23 protein-coding genes and 2 pseudogenes are annotated in these 22,297 nt (G+C 36.1%); 9 read left to right on the top strand and 16 right to left on the bottom strand.

From position 1 onward, the window contains the following. The coding region (locus HYG88_RS02610) for a hypothetical protein (protein ID WP_031991246.1) at nt 1-215 on the top strand (215 nt) is incomplete at its 5' end. A gap of 49 nt (nt 216-264) precedes the next feature. Here HYG88_RS02610 and HYG88_RS02605 read toward each other — a convergent pair. From HYG88_RS02605 to ispH, 4 genes are all read right to left on the bottom strand, one after another. Continuing rightward, a complete protein-coding gene (locus HYG88_RS02605) occupies nt 265-1,254 on the bottom strand; it encodes a PilW family protein (RefSeq protein ID WP_085064354.1) in 990 nt (329 codons plus the stop codon). Next, nucleotides 1,254-1,769, bottom strand: coding sequence for a type IV pilus modification protein PilV (gene pilV / locus HYG88_RS02600; protein WP_085064353.1), 516 nt, complete (start codon nt 1,767-1,769; stop codon nt 1,254-1,256). The genes HYG88_RS02605 and pilV overlap by 1 nt, the downstream gene beginning before the upstream one ends. Beyond that, complete coding sequence (locus HYG88_RS02595) at nt 1,763-2,248, bottom strand: GspH/FimT family pseudopilin (RefSeq protein WP_178882533.1); 486 nt, start codon at nt 2,246-2,248, stop codon at nt 1,763-1,765. The genes pilV and HYG88_RS02595 overlap by 7 nt, the downstream gene beginning before the upstream one ends. Nucleotides 2,249-2,408: 160 nt before the next feature. Continuing rightward, the gene (gene ispH, locus HYG88_RS02590; protein ID WP_178882532.1) at nt 2,409-3,359 is read right to left on the bottom strand and encodes a 4-hydroxy-3-methylbut-2-enyl diphosphate reductase; all 951 of its coding nucleotides are present in this window, start codon (nt 3,357-3,359) and stop codon (nt 2,409-2,411) included. 133 nt (nt 3,360-3,492) lie between these two features. Here ispH and gmk point away from each other — a divergent pair, with 133 nt between their 5' ends. The 6 genes from gmk (at nt 3,493) to bfr (ending at nt 8,441) form a co-directional block, all read left to right on the top strand. Next, a complete protein-coding gene (gmk, locus tag HYG88_RS02585; protein ID WP_004660188.1) occupies nt 3,493-4,116 on the top strand; it encodes a guanylate kinase in 624 nt (207 codons plus the stop codon). A gap of 70 nt (nt 4,117-4,186) precedes the next feature. Further along, nucleotides 4,187-4,465 carry a DNA-directed RNA polymerase subunit omega gene (gene rpoZ / locus HYG88_RS02580; protein WP_004660187.1) on the top strand — a complete coding sequence of 93 codons (279 nt, stop codon included), beginning with the start codon at nt 4,187-4,189 and terminating at the stop codon, nt 4,463-4,465. A 208-nt stretch (nt 4,466-4,673) separates the two neighbouring features. Beyond that, the gene (locus HYG88_RS02575; protein ID WP_178882531.1) at nt 4,674-6,782 is read left to right on the top strand and encodes a bifunctional (p)ppGpp synthetase/guanosine-3',5'-bis(diphosphate) 3'-pyrophosphohydrolase; all 2,109 of its coding nucleotides are present in this window, start codon (nt 4,674-4,676) and stop codon (nt 6,780-6,782) included. Nucleotides 6,783-6,954: 172 nt separating this feature from the next. Beyond that, nucleotides 6,955-7,344 carry a RidA family protein gene (locus tag HYG88_RS02570; protein ID WP_004660185.1) on the top strand — a complete coding sequence of 130 codons (390 nt, stop codon included), beginning with the start codon at nt 6,955-6,957 and terminating at the stop codon, nt 7,342-7,344. Between the two features lie 172 nt (nt 7,345-7,516). Then, nucleotides 7,517-7,711 carry a bacterioferritin-associated ferredoxin gene (locus HYG88_RS02565; RefSeq protein WP_004660183.1) on the top strand — a complete coding sequence of 65 codons (195 nt, stop codon included), beginning with the start codon at nt 7,517-7,519 and terminating at the stop codon, nt 7,709-7,711. A gap of 265 nt (nt 7,712-7,976) precedes the next feature. Beyond that, nucleotides 7,977-8,441 (top strand): bacterioferritin, encoded by a 465-nt coding sequence (gene bfr / locus HYG88_RS02560; protein ID WP_005156520.1) that lies wholly within the window; start codon nt 7,977-7,979, stop codon nt 8,439-8,441. A gap of 46 nt (nt 8,442-8,487) precedes the next feature. Here the strand turns inward: bfr and HYG88_RS02555 are convergent, their stop codons facing one another. The 4 genes and pseudogenes from HYG88_RS02555 to HYG88_RS02540 form a co-directional block, all read right to left on the bottom strand. Next, complete coding sequence (locus HYG88_RS02555) at nt 8,488-9,546, bottom strand: RNA-guided endonuclease TnpB family protein (protein WP_178882530.1); 1,059 nt, start codon at nt 9,544-9,546, stop codon at nt 8,488-8,490. 159 nt (nt 9,547-9,705) lie between these two features. Continuing rightward, complete coding sequence (locus HYG88_RS02550) at nt 9,706-11,340, bottom strand: PglL family O-oligosaccharyltransferase (RefSeq protein WP_178882529.1); 1,635 nt, start codon at nt 11,338-11,340, stop codon at nt 9,706-9,708. Nucleotides 11,341-11,498: 158 nt separating this feature from the next. Further along, nucleotides 11,499-11,708, bottom strand: a pseudogene (locus HYG88_RS02545) (integrase core domain-containing protein); the annotation flags it as partial. A gap of 100 nt (nt 11,709-11,808) precedes the next feature. Further along, a pseudogene (locus HYG88_RS02540) lies at nt 11,809-12,738 on the bottom strand (IS5 family transposase). 15 nt (nt 12,739-12,753) lie between these two features. On the opposite strand from HYG88_RS02540, the gene HYG88_RS02535 reads away from it, so the two are divergent. Both HYG88_RS02535 and HYG88_RS02530 read left to right on the top strand, forming a co-directional pair. Continuing rightward, nucleotides 12,754-13,215: an SGNH hydrolase domain-containing protein gene (locus HYG88_RS02535; protein WP_178882528.1), complete on the top strand. Its 462-nt coding sequence runs from the start codon at nt 12,754-12,756 to the stop codon at nt 13,213-13,215. 39 nt (nt 13,216-13,254) lie between these two features. Further along, entirely contained in the window at nt 13,255-14,481 is a 1,227-nt protein-coding gene (locus tag HYG88_RS02530; RefSeq protein WP_178882527.1) for a glycosyltransferase family 4 protein, read from the top strand. Here HYG88_RS02530 and HYG88_RS02525 read toward each other — a convergent pair. From HYG88_RS02525 to HYG88_RS02490, 8 genes are read right to left on the bottom strand one after another with little or no spacing between them, the layout of a single operon-like run. Then, a complete protein-coding gene (locus HYG88_RS02525; RefSeq protein ID WP_256731039.1) occupies nt 14,462-15,538 on the bottom strand; it encodes a glycosyltransferase family 4 protein in 1,077 nt (358 codons plus the stop codon). The two genes, HYG88_RS02530 and HYG88_RS02525, sit on opposite strands and share 20 nt — an antisense overlap. Before the next feature lie 33 nt (nt 15,539-15,571). Continuing rightward, complete coding sequence (gene glf / locus HYG88_RS02520) at nt 15,572-16,666, bottom strand: UDP-galactopyranose mutase (protein ID WP_178882525.1); 1,095 nt, start codon at nt 16,664-16,666, stop codon at nt 15,572-15,574. 3 nt (nt 16,667-16,669) lie between these two features. Next, complete coding sequence (locus HYG88_RS02515; RefSeq protein ID WP_178882524.1) at nt 16,670-17,587, bottom strand: glycosyltransferase; 918 nt, start codon at nt 17,585-17,587, stop codon at nt 16,670-16,672. Continuing rightward, nucleotides 17,588-18,589, bottom strand: a complete 1,002-nt coding sequence (locus tag HYG88_RS02510; protein ID WP_178882523.1) for a glycosyltransferase — start codon at nt 18,587-18,589, stop codon at nt 17,588-17,590. It lies immediately after the preceding gene. Between the two features lie 29 nt (nt 18,590-18,618). Next, nucleotides 18,619-19,830 (bottom strand): DUF563 domain-containing protein, encoded by a 1,212-nt coding sequence (locus HYG88_RS02505; RefSeq protein ID WP_178882522.1) that lies wholly within the window; start codon nt 19,828-19,830, stop codon nt 18,619-18,621. A 17-nt stretch (nt 19,831-19,847) separates the two neighbouring features. Further along, nucleotides 19,848-20,960 (bottom strand): DegT/DnrJ/EryC1/StrS aminotransferase family protein, encoded by a 1,113-nt coding sequence (locus tag HYG88_RS02500; protein WP_178882521.1) that lies wholly within the window; start codon nt 20,958-20,960, stop codon nt 19,848-19,850. Between the two features lie 2 nt (nt 20,961-20,962). Further along, nucleotides 20,963-21,688: a bifunctional 2-polyprenyl-6-hydroxyphenol methylase/3-demethylubiquinol 3-O-methyltransferase UbiG gene (locus HYG88_RS02495; protein WP_178882520.1), complete on the bottom strand. Its 726-nt coding sequence runs from the start codon at nt 21,686-21,688 to the stop codon at nt 20,963-20,965. After that, the gene (locus HYG88_RS02490) at nt 21,675-22,295 is read right to left on the bottom strand and encodes an HAD hydrolase-like protein (protein ID WP_178882519.1); all 621 of its coding nucleotides are present in this window, start codon (nt 22,293-22,295) and stop codon (nt 21,675-21,677) included. The genes HYG88_RS02495 and HYG88_RS02490 overlap by 14 nt, the downstream gene beginning before the upstream one ends. Between the last annotated feature and the right edge of the window lie 2 nt (nt 22,296-22,297).

Here is a 22,297-nt window from a genome sequence, read left to right as displayed (position 1 = left end):
AAAAAGGCACATGCGAAAATATGAATGGTTTAATTAGGCAATATTTACCTAAAGGGATTGATTTAAATCAGGCAGATCAGCATTATTTAAATCAAGTTGCCATGTCACTGAATACTCGTCCTAGAAAAGCGTTAGATTGGCTTACACCATTAGAGAAATTTGCTCAGCTTGTTGATTATCATAAGACTTTTCAAACTGTCGCACCTCATGTTTGAATTCGCCCCGTAATAAGTGTTGCACCTGTCTGGTAATTAGAACGATTTATCATTGAATAACATCTCCTAATCCACCATTACGCAAAGCAACTGTAGTGGTATATACATGTCGCATATAACCATCACTTGGCGCAGTTATCGTTTTATCCAAAACAACAAAACTGTTTTTATTTGACATTGCCACTTTTTCAGATGATCTAACCAGCCAGCCTAAATTTATCCCTATAACAGCTGGCCGATGTTTAACACTAGCCGTGATAGCGATATTGTTATATTCATCTATTCCAAGAGTACGAGTTGAGCCGTTATTATTCCTGACAATTAGCTGTACTCGCATGTACTCAACATTTTTAGCAATCATTTCACCCGGATTTGTCGCATAGCTTCCGGTAAGCGTATTTACCGCTGAAATTGTGGTTGACTCATACGTTTGAGGAACAATCTCCCCCGTCGCAATAAACATTGCATCGGAGCAATTCAAATTTGCTTCATCCTTACCAGAAACTTTATTTATATAATATCTTTCAATTACATACCAACCTTTAGAATGAGTGGTAGCTGTCTTAATAGGTCCCTTCACTTTTTGACCAGTGCATGTAAACATATTCTGGGGAGCTTGATAAATTATTACCAACTGATCACTTTTTAAATAGCTATCAAATGCACTATCGTTATTTAAATTAGATGAAACTAAGTTACTTCCACTTAATAAAGATGTTCCTATTTTTAATCCCTTTAAATTTCCATCTGCCAAAGGAGTAGCTGATCCACTAGTTTGGTTACTTAGAACAATTCCTCCATAAAGTGACTCATCATTCATTGCACCTGCATTACCGTGATTCGCCAATCTAATATTCTTAGTCACATAGTTGACAGCAAAAACTCCACTATCTTGTAATGAAGATGCTGAAGTCTGAATGCGATAATTCACTTGTCCACTAATCAATAGTTGAATAGCCACCGCCACCAGAATCAATCCGAGAGTGATAGCAATCATGAGTTCTATAAGGGTAAAACCTGATTGATGAGTAATTTTCATTAATATGCCTCCAACACCAAGCAGTTTGAGTCACTCACATATTTACCATCTGTTTTTAAACATGCATTCTCAGGTGTTTCAGCTTCCGAACTTGCTTTAGCATCCGTAATTGCCTCAGTGTCATTCCATGCAGCAATTAAGCACAATCTTTTTTGGCTTTCTGATGTATTCAAACAATCGATCACCCCCAAAGTAATATCTTTAGTCAAGGCTGCATCACCATATTGTTTTAAATCATATAAAGCTTGATCGTCTGCATCACATCCATTGCTACAATCAGGCAAATCCTCTGGTATTGCTTCCTTATAATCTCCATTCGGATTTAATCTAATTTTTTCTGCCAACCCATTTAAAATAATCAGAGCATCCGATCTTTTCATTGATTCTTCAGTCGCAGTAGTTGCTCTAACTTGTAAGGCCGCATAACCCAGAATTGCAATTGCCAGAATTAGCATCGCTACTAACACTTCCATCAGTCCCACACCTTTCTGATAATGACTATTTATCATTAGCATGCAGCTCCTTGAGAAATATCTACAGTTCCAGGAATGCTAACTGATAAAATATAAGACCCGACTGAAGAACATAAAGTAATAGTTTTAGTACCATTTAAATTTCCTCTAGATGAAAAAACAAAGCTGTCATCCGAGGTATTCTTTAAAGTAATTTTCTTTTCCACATTTACAATAAAAACACTAGTGTTTTTGAGAGAGTTTGTCATGCTAGAGTAATTAGTTAAATGTGCTCCACATATGCTTTCAGTTACTGCACTAGCAGACTTATTGATCGATGTGCAGAGGACTGTTTCATTTCGATTTAATACAGCTTGGCTTCTAGCTTCCTTTAAAGTATCTCTTATATTGTAAGCTGTAGTTTTGAGATTTTCTTTTATCAATAAATTCCCAAACGAAGGAGCAGCTATACTTGCAACAATCGCCAACACCGCAATCGTCACCATTAGCTCAATTAAAGTGAATCCTTTATTTTTCTGCATACTCTCCCCCAGGCAAAACTTTGGCCCAGTTAAAATAATACGCATTAAAGTTACAAAACCTAAATAGAGCAGATAAAAGGCATAAAAAAACAGATAACTGTCATTTTCCAGTTATCTGCCTATTTTTAAATAAGAAACAGAATATTAAACACTTAACATTTTAAGCCTGAGTTACAGGAATACGTAACTCTTTCGGCAAACTAAAGGTAATATTTTCTTCACGGCCTGCAAGCTCTTCAGGGGCAGTTGCACCCCAGTCTTGCAAACGCTGAATCACTTGTTTAATTAAAATTTCTGGTGCAGATGCGCCCGCAGTTACACCAATTTTTGTATTCGGCTGAAACCATGCTTGCTCCAACTCGTCTGCATTATCCACCAAATAGGCGCGTTTCCCCATACGTTCAGCTAACTCGCGTAAACGGTTAGAGTTGGATGAATTTGGCGAACCTACCACCAACACCACATCACACTGGTTGGCTAAGTCACGCACTGCGTCCTGACGGTTTTGAGTGGCATAACAAATATCGTCTTTGCGTGGTCCCTGAATATTCGGATATTTCTGGCGTAAGGCATCAATCACTTTGGCAGTATCATCAATCGATAAGGTAGTTTGTGTCACAAAAGCCACTTTATCTGGATGCTGAACCGCAAGTGCAGCCACATCATCTTCATCTTCTACCAAATAAATGTCACCACCATTTTTCTTGTCATACTGCCCCATCGTCCCTTCAACTTCGGGGTGTCCTTCGTGACCAATTAAAATCGCCTCTGTGCCTTCACGGGCATATTTGGTGACTTCAATATGTACTTTAGTGACCAGCGGACAAGTGGCATCAAACACTTTTAAGCCGCGACGCTCCGCCTCTTGTTGCACTGCTTTAGATACGCCATGCGCACTAAAAATCACAATATTGTCATCGGGCACTTCATCTAGCTCATCGACAAAAATTGCCCCGCGCTGACGCAAGTCATCTACCACAAATTTATTGTGTACCACTTCGTGACGCACATAAATAGGTGGGTTAAAACACTCAAGGGCACGATTTACAATCGCAATTGCTCGGTCTACACCTGCACAAAAACCACGTGGATTCGCCAATACAATTTCCATAGAACCCTCTATGTTGAAGTTAAATAGGTGGGATGTTTAAAATTTATGCCAACAAAAGCCATCTTGGCTATTTTGTTTAAGGGGCGTCTACTCTAAAATAGAGAAGATATTTTATCATATCAGGAAAAATATCATGTCGGGTCTATTGTTTGTCGTTTCTGCGGCATCAGGAACAGGCAAAACATCTCTGGTTAAAGCCCTACTCGATCGAGTCAGCAATTTACACGTTTCTGTCTCTCATACTACACGTGGTCAACGCCCTGGTGAACTTGATGGTGTTCACTATCATTTTACTGATACTGAAACTTTTTTAGCTCAAGTAGAACAAGGTGGTTTTATTGAGTATGCAGAAGTATTTGGTAATTACTACGGTACATCTCAAGCCAAAGTCAAAGAACAATTACAACAAGGTCATGATGTGTTACTCGAAATTGACTGGCAGGGTGCCGATCAAGTTCGTCGACTTTTTCCTGAATCAAAACAAATCTTTATCTTGCCGCCAACTCAATATGATTTAAGACAACGATTATCTAATCGCGGAACAGATTCAGTTGAAGTAATTGAACATCGTTTAAGTTGTGCTGTAGAAGATATGCGTCATTTCGCAAATTTCGATTACATCATCATCAATGATGATTTCAATAAAGCTGTTCATGATCTAGAAGCAATTATTACAGCAAATCGTTTAGTTACCTTACAGCAAAGTGCTCGTCACCAGCAATTAATTGAAAAGTTAATCACCCTTAATCGCGAATAACTTGAGTCTTATTTAAAAGCCTTTTATACTATTTAGTCTTTTCAAATGTAATGTTCAAACGAGACAACTTATGGCACGTGTAACCGTTGAAGATTGTTTAGACCACGTAGATAACCGTTTTGAGTTAGTACTGGTAGCGAGTAAACGTGCACGCCAATTAGCACGTCAAGGTATGGAACCAACTGTAGAATGGGATAATGATAAACCAACAGTCGTTTCATTACGCGAAATTGCGGCAGGTCATGTCACTAAAGAAATTTTGAAACAACGCGATCAAGATTATCAGACTTCAAATCTTGATATGGTGTTGTCTACAAACTCATTAAATTTAGAAGGCTTCTCTTTCTAAATTTGATTTGCTTTGTCTAAAAGCCCATTGTGAATACACTGGGCTTTTTTGTTTGTTGAAAATTTCAGTGCTATATTGGTAAAAACAATATATTTCATTGAAAAAATTTACGAGTTTTTCTAATGAACAAATTGACAAGTTTCACAATATGCTTTTCATTAGAAGCTAGTCTTATTTATTCCTGAATTCATGTTATAAAAGGTGTTTTATGCCAGGCGAAGAGGTCAGCCAAGCCAAGCAACAACTCAAGGTCATTATTGAAGCCTATCTCAAAGATAGTGATATTCAGAGTGTACTTGCTGCCTGTGATTTTGCTGATTTAGCACATAGTGGTATTACGCGAAAAAGCGGTGAACCCTATGTTCTTCATCCTATTGCTGTGAGTTGCATTCTGGCGCATATGCGTTTAGATGCCGAGACGCTTATGGCAGCTTTATTACACGATGTCATTGAAGATACCGAATTTAGCAAAGATGAGATTGGTGAAAAATTTGGATCTGTTGTTGCCGAACTTGTTGATGGTGTGACCAAACTCAGCCACTCTAGTGATAAGGAATATAATAAGGCGGCATCATTCCGCAAAATTCTACAAGCCACCTTACAAGATCCTCGTGTCATTATTATTAAACTCGCAGATCGCTATCATAATATGACGACTTTAGGCGCACTCCGTCCTGATAAACGAGCACGTATCGCGCAAGAAACCTTTGATATTTTCGTACCTATGGCACGTTTAGTCGGTATGAATGAAATGGCCGATAACCTAGAACATTTATGTTATCAGAATCTTGATTTGGATATGTTTAATGATGTGCAAACCGCATTATTAGAAACCAAACCCAAACGTTGTGAATACCAAGCGGTATGGGAGCAAAAATTATCAGATTTGCTTAAAAAATATAATCTACAAGGGCGTATTAAGAAGAAAAATAATAACATCGAACTATTGCGTCATTTTGTAAAAAATGAAATTGATTTAAATGAATTAAGTCATAGCCATGCTTTTGAAATTATTCTGCAAAGTATTGCTGATTGCGACCGTCTAGTTGAAGCACTCAAAGATAATTTTCAAGTCTTACAATATAACGACCATATTCGCCGACCTTTACCTGGTGGCAACCAGTCCTTAATGATCAAACTGAAAGGTGAAAAAACCACCCTTTCATTGACCATCCAGACTGAACTGATGCGTAAAGCAGCCCGCTTTGGAGTGGTACTGGGGGAAAATGCACCTCAGGCCTGCCGTTCAGCCATTCAGGCTTCTATGCAAAATCTCAATACCTTAATTGATAGTGACTGCGCCAAAACCACATTTAGCGATTTGCTGGATTATCTGCACCAGGAAAAAATTTGGGTCTATACGCCACACGGCCAATTACATGAACTTCCTCAAGGCGCCACTGTCGTTGATTTCGCCTACTCAGCTAGCCTATTTTTAGGTAATCATGCTGTTGGCGCAAAAGTGGATGGTGAAATTCGTCCTCTTTCAACCCCATTGCATAGCGGACAAGTAGTTGAAATTATCACAGACGTATTAGCAACACCGAATCCAGATTGGCTCAGTTTTATTAATACTCAAAAAGCACGCCGTGCATTACAGAATTTGTTAAGAGAACAAGACATTGATGAGCAACGTCTTGTCGGTCAGCAAGCACTTAATCGCGCTTTAAAACTATTTCATCGCTCTATAGATGACCTTTCAGCAGAAGACTGGATTAGTGTACTTGAGTGGCGACATTTAGCTAATAAAGATACGCTATTTGAACAAATCGCAGTTGGGGATTTATTACCTCAATTGGTTGCCAATCATTTATTTGCTCAAGATTATCACTCTCAGCATCATGAAACCTCTGATCGCTTGATTTTAGGAACCGAGGGTGTTGATGTAAAATATGCACACTGTTGTAATCCTGTGCTTGGTGATCCAATTCAAGGACATTTATCTCGACGTGGTTTAATCGTACATCGTTCACGCTGCCGTAATTTACTGCATGAACAACACCTCCATCCTGAAAACATTATGCCTTTACACTGGCAATCAGAAGAAATTGATGATGTTCGCTTTAGTGCATTCTTATGTATTCATATGACGATGAGTGACGAACAAATTTCTGACCTGATTTATCAATGCCGAAAAGCCAAAACAGGCGTAGAAATGGTCTATTCACAAGACCAGAAAACCTATGTGAATATAGTCGTGAGCAATCGAAATCAAATTGCCCAAATTATTCGTGATTTACGCATGCATTTTGGCTTCCCAAGAATTGAACGCTTAAATATGCCAACCGCTCAACCAGAGGTTGCAAAAGTCAGTTAATCGTTTAATACACGATGTTCGCCCAGACCTAAAATTGAAAGATTTCTTATTATTAAAGCTAATGAATCATTTGCAAACAATTGCGACTAAACAGTATTCGACCGTTTCCGAGCCAAACTTTTGTGTTAAAGTCACATTGTTTAAGATAGAAACAATGACATAGGAGAGCTTAATGTCACGTCAAGTTATTCATACTGAACACGCCCCTGCTGCTATCGGAACATATTCTCAAGCAATTCTTGTTGGCAATACGCTCTATCTTTCAGGTCAAATTGGCTTAGACCCATACAGTATGGAACTTGTAGAAGGTATTGAGGCTCAGATTCGTCGTGTATTCGACAATCTAAAAGCAGTATGTGCAGCCGCAGGTGGCAGCTTAGCAGATATCGCTAAATTGAATATCTTCCTTACAGATCTTTCTCACTTCCAATTGGTGAATCAAATTATGGGCGAATATTTTGCCCAGCCCTATCCAGCTCGTGCAGCATTGGGTGTCGCAAGCCTACCTAAAGGTGCATTAGTCGAAATGGATGGTATTGTTATTATTCCAACACAGAATTAAATGCGATATTTATCAAATAGATAAAATAAAGAAAGAATACTACCGATCAGGTGGTATTTTTTTATTCGAATTCTCAATAAGAATATATTCACTCTAAGAATGAAATTCATTGACAAACGATAACAATTATCAATAATATCAATTATCGCATTAATATTTGTGGATCACTCCCATGTATGTCTGTTTATGCCGTGGAATCACAGATCAAGATATCAAAGACGCTGTTGCAAACGGCGCTGAAAGTTATCGTGAAATTCGTGATTTACTCGACTTAGGCACTTGCTGTGGTCGTTGTGCACCCGAAGCCCGTTCTATTATTAGTGATGAGCTCGCAGAAATAGCTGCTCGTATTTCAGTTGCTGCATAATCTAAATTAATCCAATATCTCAACAACCTCATTTAACGATCTGTTTACGACTACGCCGCTTCTTGTCGAACTTTAACCATTCCTCAGATAAGCGGTTTTTTTATTTCAGTGATTCACTTTAGTACGAATCCAAAATGCTTTTCGTATTTTGATTGTGATTTTCATTTGCCGTTCTATAATTTACTCGTCAGATTATTATTTGTTGATTAAAATCATATAAATTACCTTAAAAACTAGGGCATCATGGTGTTATGGAGTAAGTGCAATGAAAGGCAATCGAGACGTGATTAATCAACTGAATCAGGTGCTTTATCACCATTTAACTGCAATTAACCAATATTTTTTACACTCTCGTATGTTTAATGACTGGGGAATTGAAAAACTTGGCTCCGCTGAATATAAAGAATCAATTCGTCAAATGAAGCATGCGGATAAAGTCATTGAACGGATCTTATTCTTAGAAGGCCTACCTAATTTACAGCATCTAGGTAAATTGTATATTGGGCAACATACCATCGAAGTCCTCAATTGTGACATTCGTAAAGTAAAAGAAAACATTGAAGCGATTAAACAAGCTGTTGAACTTGCTGAAGCACAACAAGACTACGTTACACGTGATTTAGTTCAGGAAATTTTAGAGAAAGAAGAAGAGTATTGGGATTGGCTCGATACACAACTTGATTTAGTTGAAAATGTTGGCATCGAAAACTATATCCAAAGCCAAATTTAAAGCATGTCATCTACTTTATCCCTTAAAAGTTGACATCCCCCCCGACCTAAAGGACGGGGATTCCTCCTCCGAGACGCTCATGTCCGAGCGCAAGAATATTCAGTGCGGAATTTATATCCCGATCCCATGAGCTACCACACTCACGACACTGCCATTCTCTTATTCCAAGTCCTGCTCTACCTTTCGGACTACTGGAGCGTGAGCCACAGCACGAGCAAGTTTGGGTGGTATAGGCCTCATTGACTTCTTCATAACATACCCCTGCGTTCTCGCATTTATACTTGAGCATGGTTCTTAGTGTTGTCCAACTGGCATCTAGCACTGATTTAGCCAATCTAGTCTGTGCTAACGCTTTGGCATTCACATTGCCAACGAAGATGGCTGCATGTTCATTCACCAGTTTATGGCTGAATTGATGCAGCATATTTTGACGGATGTTTTTAATCTTGGCGTGGATTGCTTTCACTCGCTTTTTGTTTTTAGCTCGCTGGGCAATGCCAAGTTTTTGTTCATATTGCCGATAGATTTTAGGGGCTTTCAGCTTTACACCGTCTGAACAAGTCGCTAAATCTTTTAAACCTAAGTCTATGCCGATTGATGTTTTGGCGGTGGTTTTTTCAGTTTTAATTGAATCCACAACCAAACAAACGTACCAACGCCCACGACTGTCTTCTACAAACGAACCTGTTTTGACCTTGTATTTGCTTAATCCATAGCTGTCCCATAGTTTGAATTGATGCTTGCCGTATTGGACATAGCCATCAGCATATTTAATGGCTACTTTCTTAAACGGTATCCAACCCAATGAACGCCTAGCCGATTTCTTATTGCTAACACGCCATTTTAGTTTTGCTTTTTTGAATTGCTTGCGTCTTGTTACTAATTCTTCTGCAACTGCCTGTATCGTTTGGCTGTGCAAGTTGCATTCTCTTGATGTACCTTTAGTATATTTCGCTAGATCATAGGCTGAAAAGAATTGCTGTTTGCGCTGTAGGTGCTTGAAACACAAATCATTGACATAATTCCAGACAAAATTAACTTCTGATGCTAATTGGTCTAGCACCTTGCAATGTTTGTCTTTTATGCGTAATTTAAGTGTTTTCATCCAATTATTTTAACAGTATTTTTCTTAATAGTGACTATAGTACAAGGATTTAAAACGACATTTCATGTCGTTCGTATGGCTTACGCCAGTCGCTTATATCCTCGGGCTAAACCCCGAGGTTTTACGCTCCAATGGATAAAGTAGATGAATTTTACAAGTTTATTTATTATTTAATTCCATAATTTCTGCCAAGCTTATTTTTTGCTTATACAATTGTTGTAAAACAAATAATTGTTGCTCCGCTTCATCAAGCTTATGATTATAAACAAGTAATTGTGCATATTTTTTTAAATTATAAGGTGTGGCCTTATTTTCAACCATTTCGCCAATTATGCTAAGATCTGAATCAGACATCAATGTCTGAGGCTTTAAGGCAATCCAATCTAATCTTTGCTGAAATTGAGTAAGTATCAATATTTTAGAACTTCCCAATATTTCTTCTGAAACTGGTTTTTGCTTAAAAACCAATTTACTATTCTCTTGGAACAGTTTGTAATCTCGCCAAATCAACAGTAAGACAATCAGAGAAACGAGCCATACACAACGAATAATATTTCGATGTAAGCTAACACCGTTTAAATTTGGCGTTTGGGCTTGAATTAACCCCAACAAAAAACCCATTGGCAATAAAAAGTAAGCATAGCGCTGCGGAAACTCCAACATCGCATGCATCAAAATTGCACTCACCATCAATATTGCCACAATCGAAATTGTATCTTTTGCATTTTTACTTAACCAAAACAACCAAATCGCAAAGTACGCAATAATTAAAAAGCCTAATGGCAAACCATTCCAAACCAACAGATCTAACACGATATTATGCGCGCTATTAAACCAAACTTGTACGGTATTAAAATGAATACTTTCCACAACCGCGACACTCGTTTGATTCCAGCCATAGCCAAACCACGGACGCTCACCTATGGCATGTATAATTTGCATCCACATCCCAAGACGCTCATGCCCTGAACCTGCCCGTTGTGCTAGTGATGCTGTATGGGTTACTGCCTCTCCAACACTTGTCGTCATGACTTGTGCGATAATAGGCAATAAATAGCCCGCAATTAGAAAATAAATAGCAGCCCAACCAAATAATTTAATAAAATTAAGCCTTGGTTTATTCTTATATTGCTTAATCACCCAATAGATACAAATAAAAATACAGACTAGCCAAGAAGTCCGTGACTGCGTTAAGCAAATCGCAAATAAGATAGATAAGCTTGATGGAATAAGTAGCCATAAAGATGCTTTATGCTTTTCATATAAGAACAATGCACCCATTAAACCTATAATCAAAAAAGTAGCTAAATTATTGGGTTGACCAAAATTTGCATATGGGCGGTTACCTTTGAGCTGAATAACCCAATTAAAGTTTGACTCTAAATTCAACCATTGAACAATCGCAATCAAACTACTTATAAAAGCAACGCTCAGTACTATATAACTCAACCCTTGCATAGAGCGTTCACGATTTTCAGATGTAGAGGACAGGTTATATCCACCTATCATCATCAACCAGAACATAAAAACATATGAAAAGCTTAGCAATGCAACACTAAAATCTGGAACGAGTCCAAATAGCCATTGAAATACAGGAATCAAAAGCAACGGCAACATCATAAGTTGTGGTTTAGGAATTTTAATATTTTGTTTGAGCAGAATACCCAGTAACGCCAAAGCAGCTCCGAAGCTTGCCAGCTCACTAGAAAATGTCACCCATGGATAGGTATGAAATGGTGACAGCCAAGCAAAGCTAAGTAAGAGGCTAGCAAGAATGAGACATAGAAATGGCATAGGGTAGTATCTAAAAGGCATTCTGACATATCATACAGTAAAGCGCTTTTATCATCTAAATAGAGATGAGTAAATTCTGATATGACTACCGACCAAAAGAGATGATCCCACTTGTTTGAACAACTAAAAGCGTATTTATAAGTGATACTCTGCTCTAGTTAAGCTACCTTATTTTGTTGTGGTAGCTGATCATAGTAAAACTCATTTGGTGTCATTTTGTCTAGACTCGAATGAGGTCGTTTCAAATTATAAAACTCAAAATATGCACTCAATTGCTTTTTCGCATCTGTGACACTACTATAAGCTTTGAGATACACCTCTTCATATTTAACGCTCCGCCATAATCGTTCAACCATCACATTATCAATCTATGAGCAGTATACTGCGCAAGTTTACCATCCATACTGATTTGAATGGGCTTTGTTGCACAAATAGACGAAAGGTAGAGTTGTTCTAATCTTCAGATATTTATGCAACAGCCACCGTTTTAGCTGTACCAAGTTGAGTAAATTTATTCAAAATATCGACTCTTATTTGCAAGTCAACCACCTGACGATTAAAGCATCGACTAGATACACCTTGTCCAAGTCGTTTCAAGGCAAACATTTTAGCCTCTATTCTAGATCGTCGATGATAACCAATATCTCGTTTCCACTGCTTTTGACCCCTGTCCCAACAGCTTTGTACTGGATGATTCCTTGCTTTACCAATTTCATTTTCTGCCCATAAAGCAGCATTGGAACGAGGAGGGATAATTACATTTGCTTGCCGTTTCAAAATCGCATCATAACAATTCACTGTGTCATAAGCACCATCAGCCGTGACAGATACAATGGGTTCATCAATTTGATCTAAAAGAGGTTGGAGCATTTCAGCATCACCATATTGGCAGATCGTGACTTCAAACGCTTGTATTTCTCCACTGTTTGCATCTGTCGCAAGATGTAATTTCAGTCATTGACGATGTTGGTTTACGCCATGTTTTTTACGCACCCATTCCCCATCACCTGTAACTTTGATCCCTGTGCTATCAACTAAAATATGCAAGTCTTTCTGTGGATTTTTTGCTGATTTATGTAGAAGTGGCTGGAGCTTATCTGCTCGCCGACTCAATATTGAGAAGTCTGGAACATTTCAGTCGAGGTGAGCCATTTGAAAAAGGCTTTGAATGAAACCTTGTGTTTGGCGTAAAGCCAGTTGGAACAGGTTTCGTATCATCAGGGCAAATTGAATTGCTATATCAGTGTAGGTAGGTTGACGTCCTTTTTTTCCAGTACGTGTTGCAGACCATTGCATTTGGGGATCAAACCAAATGGTGAAAGCACCCCGTTGACGTAAAGCCTGATTGTACTCAGACCAGTTCTTTGTTTTGTATTGGCTTTTTGATTCTGTATTCATCTAACATGTATGGGGATGAAATTTATTTATGCAACAAAGCCACTATCTACTGAAAATCCAAAACCAGAAGAATCACATCAATTATTTATTTTAGGATTAAATAGTGCAATTGAACTTATTATAGAAAATAATGCTATTCCTATTATTATTAATGACAACCCAATTCTTCAAGGTGTAGATGTTAATTGTCATTTACGCACGAATATTCCTGAAAAAAAATGCCTCTTTCCACGCCAAGCACACGATCAAGACTTTAAAAACTGGATTAAAAATTTAGAATCATTGAAAATTAAATATCCTCAACTGATAGTATTAGATTTCACCTCCATTGTCTGTTCGAAAACCTCATGTTATTCCTATTTAAATGATGTTCCCCTATATCGAGATGAACAACATTTAACTTATTCAGGTTCAACTGAAATTGGGCTGCAATACCTTAAACAATATGGAAATCCTTTAAAACCTCATGAAAAATAATCAATCCATTCTCATCATATTATTTCTTAGGTATTATCTATGAATAAAAAAAGAACAGTTTTAGTACTAGCATCAACATACCCTCGTTGGGCTAGAGATCATGAACCAGGATTTATACATGAATTATGTAAAAGGCTAGCACTTCAGTTCAATGTTATTGCCCTTGTACCCGATGCTGTAAATGCCGATCCGAATGGGTTCCTAGATGGTGTTCAGGTCATCCGTTATAAATATGCCCCTAAAAAATTACAATCATTGGTCAATAATGGCGGCATTGTTAACAATTTGAAAGCTTTTTGGTGGAAATGGTTGCTTGTTCCTAGTTTTCTGATTGGACAATATTTTGCAGTTAGAAAAATTTTAGATACACAAAAGGTTGATGTTATTCATGCACATTGGTTAATTCCACAAGGTTGGATAGCAAGTCGATTTAGCAAACAATTCAATCTTCCTTATATTGTAACTTCACACGGTGGAGATCTATTTGGGTTACAGGGGAATATGCTCACGAAAATAAAAAAACAGGTTGCTGAAGATGCCACTGCGATGACAGTTGTTAGTCAGGCTATGCAAGACTATTTGTCACAAATGTGCATACGACCTCAACATCTAGATGTAATTCCAATGGGAGTGGACTTACAGCATCGGTTTATTCCAAACCCTAATATAAAACGCCATCATAATGAGTTGCTTTTTGTAGGGCGATTGGTGCCAAAAAAAGGGCTCAACTTTTTGTTGGATGCCTTGGCTATTTTAGTGAATGAGCATCCTGAATTACGTTTAAATATTGTTGGGTTCGGCCCTGAAGAGTCTGCATTAAAACAACAAGTTGTACGATTGAATCTTGGAAAAAATGTTAATTTTTTGGGTGCACGCTCACAAGACCAGTTACCTCAAATGTATCAACAAGCGACACTTTTTGTGGCACCTTTTGTGCGAGCAGATAATGGGGATCAAGAAGGATTACCCGTTGCGTTGATGGAAGCGATTGGTTGTGGTTGTCCTGCAGTAGTTGGACATGTGGTTGGAATAGAAGACTTACTCGGTGAAGATATTCAGCATATTGCAGTTCATCCGCATAATACTCAAGAATTGGTATCTGCCATTTCAAAAACACTAAATGAACCGACATTAGCAGTTGAACGTACTTTAAGGATTCGACAGCATGCGCTGAAATTAATTGATTGGGATAGTGTTGCTTATGCCTATGGCAATATCTTAAAAGACAGCATTCAAAATTTTAACACTAAAATTTCAATGCAGTAATCATTGGTTCAAGACGCTGTATAATAGTAGCCCAATCCTCAACAGCAATACTTTGTTGTTGCGGAGATTGTAATTGCTGTTGAATTTTTGAGGCTAAATCATTGGCATTGCCTGTCTGAAATAGAACTTGTGGTGAATCTCTAAACAAGTAACTCATCTCACCAATATTCGCTACAACGACAGGTAAATCGCATGCCAACATTTCATAGGCTTTTTGAGGGAAGCAATAACGTCCAAAAGGGGTATCTAAAATTGAAATGATGCCAAGATCTAAAGCTTGAAAAAGTGTCGAAATTTCATGGTGTGCTAAACTACCCAAATAATGGACTCGTTCTTCTTCGGGAGGTGGATAATCAGGTTGATAGGGACCTGCAAGTACTAAATGTACGTTAGGCATTTCATGTTTAAGTTTTTCCCATGCTTGATAAATTACTTCCACACCTTTGTCTTTATACAATCCACCTGCCGTGCCAATATATTGTTTATTCGGTAGTAAACCAAATCTTTCCCGTGCATTAGATTTACTACCTGACCTAAAGGTAGTTAGATCGACCGTGCTTGGTAGAGAAACAACTTTAGCTTGTGCTGCATAATCGTGAATCACTAATTCTGCTAATGGTTGACTAGTTGTTGTGACTAATTGGGCTTGGCAGACTGCTAGACGTAAAAGATGCTTCATACCAGGGATGCGAGCTTGCCCAAAGCCTTCAAAATTGTCATAGAGATCTGCTATGAAGGGTACTTTAAGCTGTTTAGCACACCATGCACCCCAAACAATATGTGGAATATCTGATGCAGCAATAACAATATCTGGTTGGTATTGTTTTAATTTTTGTGAAAGTAAAAAAGGATAAGTGAATAATCCTAGTTTTTTTAAGCCCTTATAACTTTTTGAGTGCCAAATAAGTTTTTTTTCATGATTGGACTCATCCCAAGTGCCTTCATGATGTGATTGATAACTCAAACAAAAACATTCAACTTGGTGCCCAAGATGTGCCAATTGATTCGGAATCTCGTATAAACGCGCATATTTATCTAAAATGACATCTTTAGACATATATTGCCGTTTACACAAGAATGCGATTTTCAATTATTTTCTCTCCAGTATTTTATCTACAGCATTCAACGCCGCACCTACAACTTGATCCATATTGTAATAGCGATACTCTGCTAAACGACCAACAAAAGTAACATTTTTTTCACAGTCTGCTAAGGATTTATACTTTTTGAATAAAGCCTCGTTTTCATCACGTGGAATTGGGTAGTAAGGATCACCTTCAGCTGTTGGATACTCCCGAACAATTGAGGTGGCAGGGTGTTGTTGACCTGTAAGGTGTTTAAATTCAGTAATGCGGGTAAATTCAAAGTCATTTGGATAGTTTATAGTTCCGACACTTTGGTATTGTTCAGTATTTTCTAGGTGTTGATGCTCAAAGCGTAAGGAGCGGTAAGGTAACTTGCCAAATTTATAGTCATAAAACTCATCTATACAACCTGTATAAATCAGATGATCATACTCGACACCTTGTGCCAGCAAATCTTTATAGTCTGTACTCAATTTAACCGTAATGTTTGGATGCTCCAGCATATTTTCAAACATAGCGGTATAACCATGTAATGGCATTGCTTGATAAGTATCGGTAAAGTATCGATCATCGGTATTGGTACGTGTTGGAATACGTGCGGCTACGCCTGCTTTTAACTGAGAAGGATCTAGCCCCCACTGTTTTTTGGTGTAGTTTAAGAAGAACTTTTCATATAAATCTCGACCGACTGAATTAAGTACAACATCTTCACTGGTTAGTACTTTTTCTTTTGGTTCACGTACTTTTTCAAAATATTCAGCTGCTTGTTCTTCAGATAAATCTAAATCATAAAGTTGATTGAGTGTGTCTCTATTAACCGGGAAGGGATACTCCTGCCCATTGACTACGCCACGCACCCGATGTTCATAAGGTCGCCACTGGGTAAATTGTGATAGGTAGTTAAAGATACGCTCACTATTGGTATGAAAAATATGAGGGCCATATTGATGAATCAAGATATCATGCACATCTTTAACATCATAAGCATTACCAGCAATATGATCACGACGATCAACAACTAAGATGTTATGTCCTGATTCTGCCAGCTCACGGGCACATACCGAACCAGCAAACCCTGCACCAACAATTAAAATTTTCATTAGCTATAAATTCCAATAATCATGTCTTTTACCTCCATGATTGAATAATCCATCATATAAGCCAACAAAAAAGGCTTTAACTTGCTTTCTTCGCTCACCTTCATTAAGTAATGCTGCAAATAATCTTATTACTAGAGAGGGGATCGTTTGTGTATAAAGTTTAAAGCCATAATAAGTTCTCGCAATAAAAATTCGATTTCTCGTATCGTAATATCTTTTCCATGGTACTAGCTTTAAGCAATTTATTTTTTTTATCAAAATATTAACTTCATAGCGATCGGATTTTGGATGTTCGATTTGACTTTCGCCACAGATATAAGTTTTAAAACCTGCTTTATGTGCTCTTATACAATATTCGGTATCATCAGCAGCTATAAAATAGGATTCATTAGGTAGACCAATTTTTTGATAAATTTCTTTACTAGTTAAGAAACCAAGAAATGGTAAAGATTTAACTTCTGCTATTTCCGGAATTTCTAATTTAATATGTACATCTCTCTGCTCTGCAATTAGAGTCGTTGTCCAAGCTGTATCCTCTCCATTTACAGCAAGAGATCCATAAATATGTTCAGGTGTAGCATGCCTCATTACTTCTTCTAAAGCTGTCACATAAGGTAGAGCATCATCATCCATCATCCAAACATAATCTGCACCTTGTTCAAAGGCATATTTGATACCTGTTGAAAAGCCACCAGCTCCGCCAGTATTATGTGTAAGCGCAAGCAATTTAGCGTTTGGGTTGTCTAAAAAACCTGATTTTTTTAATTCCTGGACAGTGTCATCTGTTGAAGCATTGTCGACAATAACAATTTGGACCAGACGATGTGTTTGAACATTTAAAGCAGATAAACATCGAAGTAGTAGTTCCTTCCTGTTATAAGTAACAACAACCGCAAAAACTTTAGAATGAGCTTCGATCATTTACGATCCTTTCAAAAATATAAATGTTTTATAAATCATTCGATGCAATTTTGGATTTGCAATCATTATTACAGGGAACAGCATATAATACCAATAGGGTGTTTTTTTACACAAAACCAAATAATGAAAAAATAAAAATTTTTGTTCTTCTATACAATTTTTAATAAATTCTGCTTCCATAAACCGCTGTTTCGCTACTGCGCATATTTTGTGATCAGCATTTACAATTTTAACATCATACAAAATTTGCTGTGCTACAAAATACTTATTTTTAATACGATGTAAAATACGTGCCCTATGCCTCTCAAAACCTTCATTTTTTAACTTACGAGGTAGCCAAACAGAAACATTTTCTCGATAGCAAATTAAAGGCTCATTTATATAACTTACTCCATGCATCAAGCTTGCTCGTACGGTTAAGGGGATATCCTCAATATTAACATTCGGCATCAACTCACCAAACTGCTTATTCAAATCTTTCGAATAAGCAGCACTCGCACCCATCAACAGATATATTTTATTTTCATCACGATAAGAGATTAGATTATAGGCCGTTGGATTCAAATCAGATAAAGCTACTCTCAATGCCCCACAATCTTTTCCGTTGTGGTCGATTCGCTGAGCAGCACTATAAATAGCACTTACATTTTTATCTAGGACTGACCATCTTTCCACAACTTTACTCACCCTTTGAGGCAAAGATATATCATCACCAGCTGCAAAGACAATGAATTCCCCTTTTGCCATTTGAAAAGCTTTATTAACATGAGCACCAATACCAAGATTTGCTGTATTTCTATTAATTACCAATTCATGACTCCCATCATACTTCTCAACAATCTTTTGAATAATTTCGAATGTTGAATCAGTAGAACAATCATCAGATATGATAATTTCTAAGTTCCCATAGTCTTGAAATAAAACAGAATATACAGCTTTTTCAATATAGTTCTCTTGATTATAACAAAATAAAAATAAAGTTATTAAAGGAGGCTTATCCATATAAATATCTAATCTCATTTGAAAAAATACTACACTTTAGATATTTCAAGAATCTTATTAACTAGAAGTTCTTTATTCAAATAATATTCGCCATGTAAAGCATCTTTCTCCAATTTTGATTCAGACTTTACAAAATGCATTTGCACTTCAAATATATAGGCCAATGTCGAATAAACAGAAAATTTTTTAAATTTTTCTGGCAACCAACTTACGATTTTTGTCTTTTCTTTACAGAAAATAATATTAGTTAAAAATGCACCCGAAGGTGCAACTATTAAATCAGCATTCGAGAATAATTTCATTTGTTCGTAAAAACTATATTCTTCTATATATATAGTTTTTATATCAAGTTTTATCAATTCTTTAGATATCTCCACTTCATTATAAGTTCTTCTATTGTAGGCACTAATTCCCTTACCTCGTTTAATAAAAAATTTTTTAGGGAATTTATCTACCTCCTCAAAATTCATATCAATATTATTTTTTAAAAAAATATCACTTACCATCTTGGTTTTATTGTAAGAAAATCTACTATAATTAACATCATATTCACCTTTTATATTAAAAACAACATGATTAAAACTAGAAATATAGTTTAGCTCTTGACACAGTAAAGTCGTATTTTTACCTACATATTTAACTGGAATATTTATATTAAAATAATTTAAAATTAAATTAAAAGAATCTGCATACGATTGTATTTTTCTAACATTCTCATGAACCACAATCAAATCAATATTTTCTAGCTGATTAAAAAAAATTAATTTTGGAAGTATTTCAATAATCCAATGAAAATAATTAAAAGAACCATTCCCCCCCAAAAAAAACACACGACAATTCAAATTTTCAACTTTCTTATTTTTCCGAATAAAGTAAAAACTTTTAAAATTCGTAATGATATGACCAGTATTATAATCACATAATTTTTGATCACCCCCTAGAAATCTTTCGATATAAATATTTTTTTTATCATAAAAACTTGAAGATTCAATTTCAGCTACAACATTCTTAAGCTGATAACAATATATCTTTGGAATCTCAACTTTTATCGTCTTTTTAATATTATTAAAATTAGGAATTTCAATCTCACATTCTTCATCTTCTTCAAGTCTAATTTTTCTTTTAATACCAACATCAAGCCACACTTTTTTTCTAAAAGTCAATTTATTCAACAATATCAAGCATAGTGATTTAATGCTTGGATAGGACAATAGCCTATTTAAGAAAGAAAAATTTAACATATAAAATTCATAATTACCTAATTAAATTGATTTAATACTTGAATAATAAAATTTACTTGATCAATACTCAGCGTTGGATCTATCGGCAAACTTAAAACTTCGGCATGTATAGCTTCAGATATTGGATAACTCAAAGGGTTCCACTCCTGATATGCTTGCTGCTTATGCGGAGAAATTGGATAATGAATCAGAGTTTGAATATCATGCTCAGATAAGGTTTTTTGTAGTGCTTCACGATGCTTGGTTCGGATCACAAATAAGTGCCAGACATGTGAGAGATACTGATTTGTATTACCTTGAATAACAGGCAACTCAATTAAAGGATTTTGAATACCCTCCAAATAGAGTTGTGCAATTTCACGACGGCGCTCTATTTCTCTATTCAAGTACTTTAACTTTACACTGAGCATTGCCGCTTGAATTTCGTCTAAACGACTATTTAAACCTTTATAATGATTTTCATACTTGTGGAAACTACCATAATTTCCTAATGCACGAATTGTTTGTGCTAAAGTTTCATCATTCGTTGTAAGGATACCTGCATCGCCTAATGCACCCAAGTTTTTTCCTGGATAGAAACTAAAACCTGATGCATTTCCCCAATTACCTGCCTTTTTTCCTTGTAACTGTGCACCATGGCTTTGGGCCGAGTCTTCTAAAACCAATAGATTATACTGTTTAGCAATTTGCATAATTTTTGGCATATCTGCCAATTGTCCATACAAATGAACAGCTAAGATTACACGAGTCTTTTCTGTAATGGCTTGGGTGATTTTAGATGGATCAATATTGCAAGTTGAAATATCTGGTTCAACCAATACTGGTGTTAAATTGTTTTCTGTAATAGCAAGAATACTTGCTATATAAGTGTTTGATGGAACAATAACTTCATCCCCATCGTGTAATCGTCCAAGTTCTTTCCATGCACGTAATGTAAGAATAAGAGCATCGAGACCATTTGCAACACCTACAGCATATTGTGTACCACAATATTTGGCGAAGCTTTTTTCAAAAGTTTCAAGTTCATGTCCACCAATATACCAACCTGAATCAACAACTCGAGTACATGCCTCTATTAATTCGTCACGGTACTGTTGATTGATATTTTTTAGATCAAGGAAAGGTATCATTATTAACCCTTTTGGGAAGCTACTACAAATATTTCACCAGCAATCTCTGGATAACTTTCACCTAATTCCATAAAAGCAGATAACATATCAATATTCCAACTTTCATCAATTTGTTTGTTAGAAAGTGGTTTAAGCCAATAGCCTCCGAATAAATCGATGTTTAAATTCGATTCAATAAAAACATTTTTAAAAGACTCCGGACAAAAAACACGTCTATGACCATGATGTAAATCTAAAGCATTTAATGAATTTTCATTGTTTAAAAGCCCCATCTTAACTGCTGCCTGACGATGTAATGATTTTGCATTAGGAACAGCAGCTAAAATTTTACCTCCAACCTTTAAAAATTTAGATATATGTTTTAATATGAAGATAGGATCTTCGACATGCTCTAAAACATGACCCAAAATAATATTGTCAAATTTTTTATCTGTAATAAAGTCCTCAAATAAACAATTATAAATTTCTATATTAGGATATCTTTTTTTCAGGTCTAAAGAAAAAAATTCTGAGCCTTCTACAACTGTCAAATCAAACCCTGACTTAATAAATAAATCAGTCATAAGCCCTTCGGCAGGCCCTAATTCTAAAATAGAATCATTTTCTTTCAAAAATTTAAAAAAAATATTAAAGCAATATTGCATAGCTACATTTGGGCACATCCCGTCCATATATAAACTATTTTCGGCAATAATTTCCAATCTTTTTATTTCATTAATTTCCTTCATATAATATCCCATCTAAATCTAAAACATTATCTACAACTAGAACACCTAAATTAGCTAAGTATGATTTATTTCTCATTCCACTGCATACTAAAATACTTTGAATATTGCTTTCTTTACAGGACAAACTATCATACTCTGTATCACCTATATACAAATGAACTCCTCTTTTTTTTAAAAAAAAAGATTTATTTTCATTTTTTCTTTGACTAACAAAATCAATTGTTTTAAAAAATTTTGTTAAATTTAATATTTCCAATTGCATAAGAGAGTTAAATTTATTGTTTCTAGCCGATATAAGATGTAAAGAGTGCCCCTTTTTAATTAAATTTTCTAAGAAAAGTGAAACACCATCAATTTTTTTGTCAAAAAATAACCATTCTAAGTTTTCAATATCCATAATCCACTTATCATTTAGATTTAAAACAATATTTTCACATATTTTCATTTTTCTTAATGAATCAATATTATTAGCCCCACCCCTCTTTAGTTCCCAAAAAAAATCTTTATCAAGATTAATATCATAAACCTTTGCCAATATATCCATCAAATAAACTTGTTTTTCTCTACAAGTTATTAAAGTTCCATCCAAATCAAAACCTATACGCATAT

Origin of the sequence: Acinetobacter sp. SwsAc4 (assembly GCF_013391535.1) — a bacterium.
Taxonomy (GTDB): domain Bacteria; phylum Pseudomonadota; class Gammaproteobacteria; order Pseudomonadales; family Moraxellaceae; genus Acinetobacter.
Note: the sequence above shows the minus strand (reverse complement) of the source record. Positions and strands in the feature narration are given on the sequence as shown.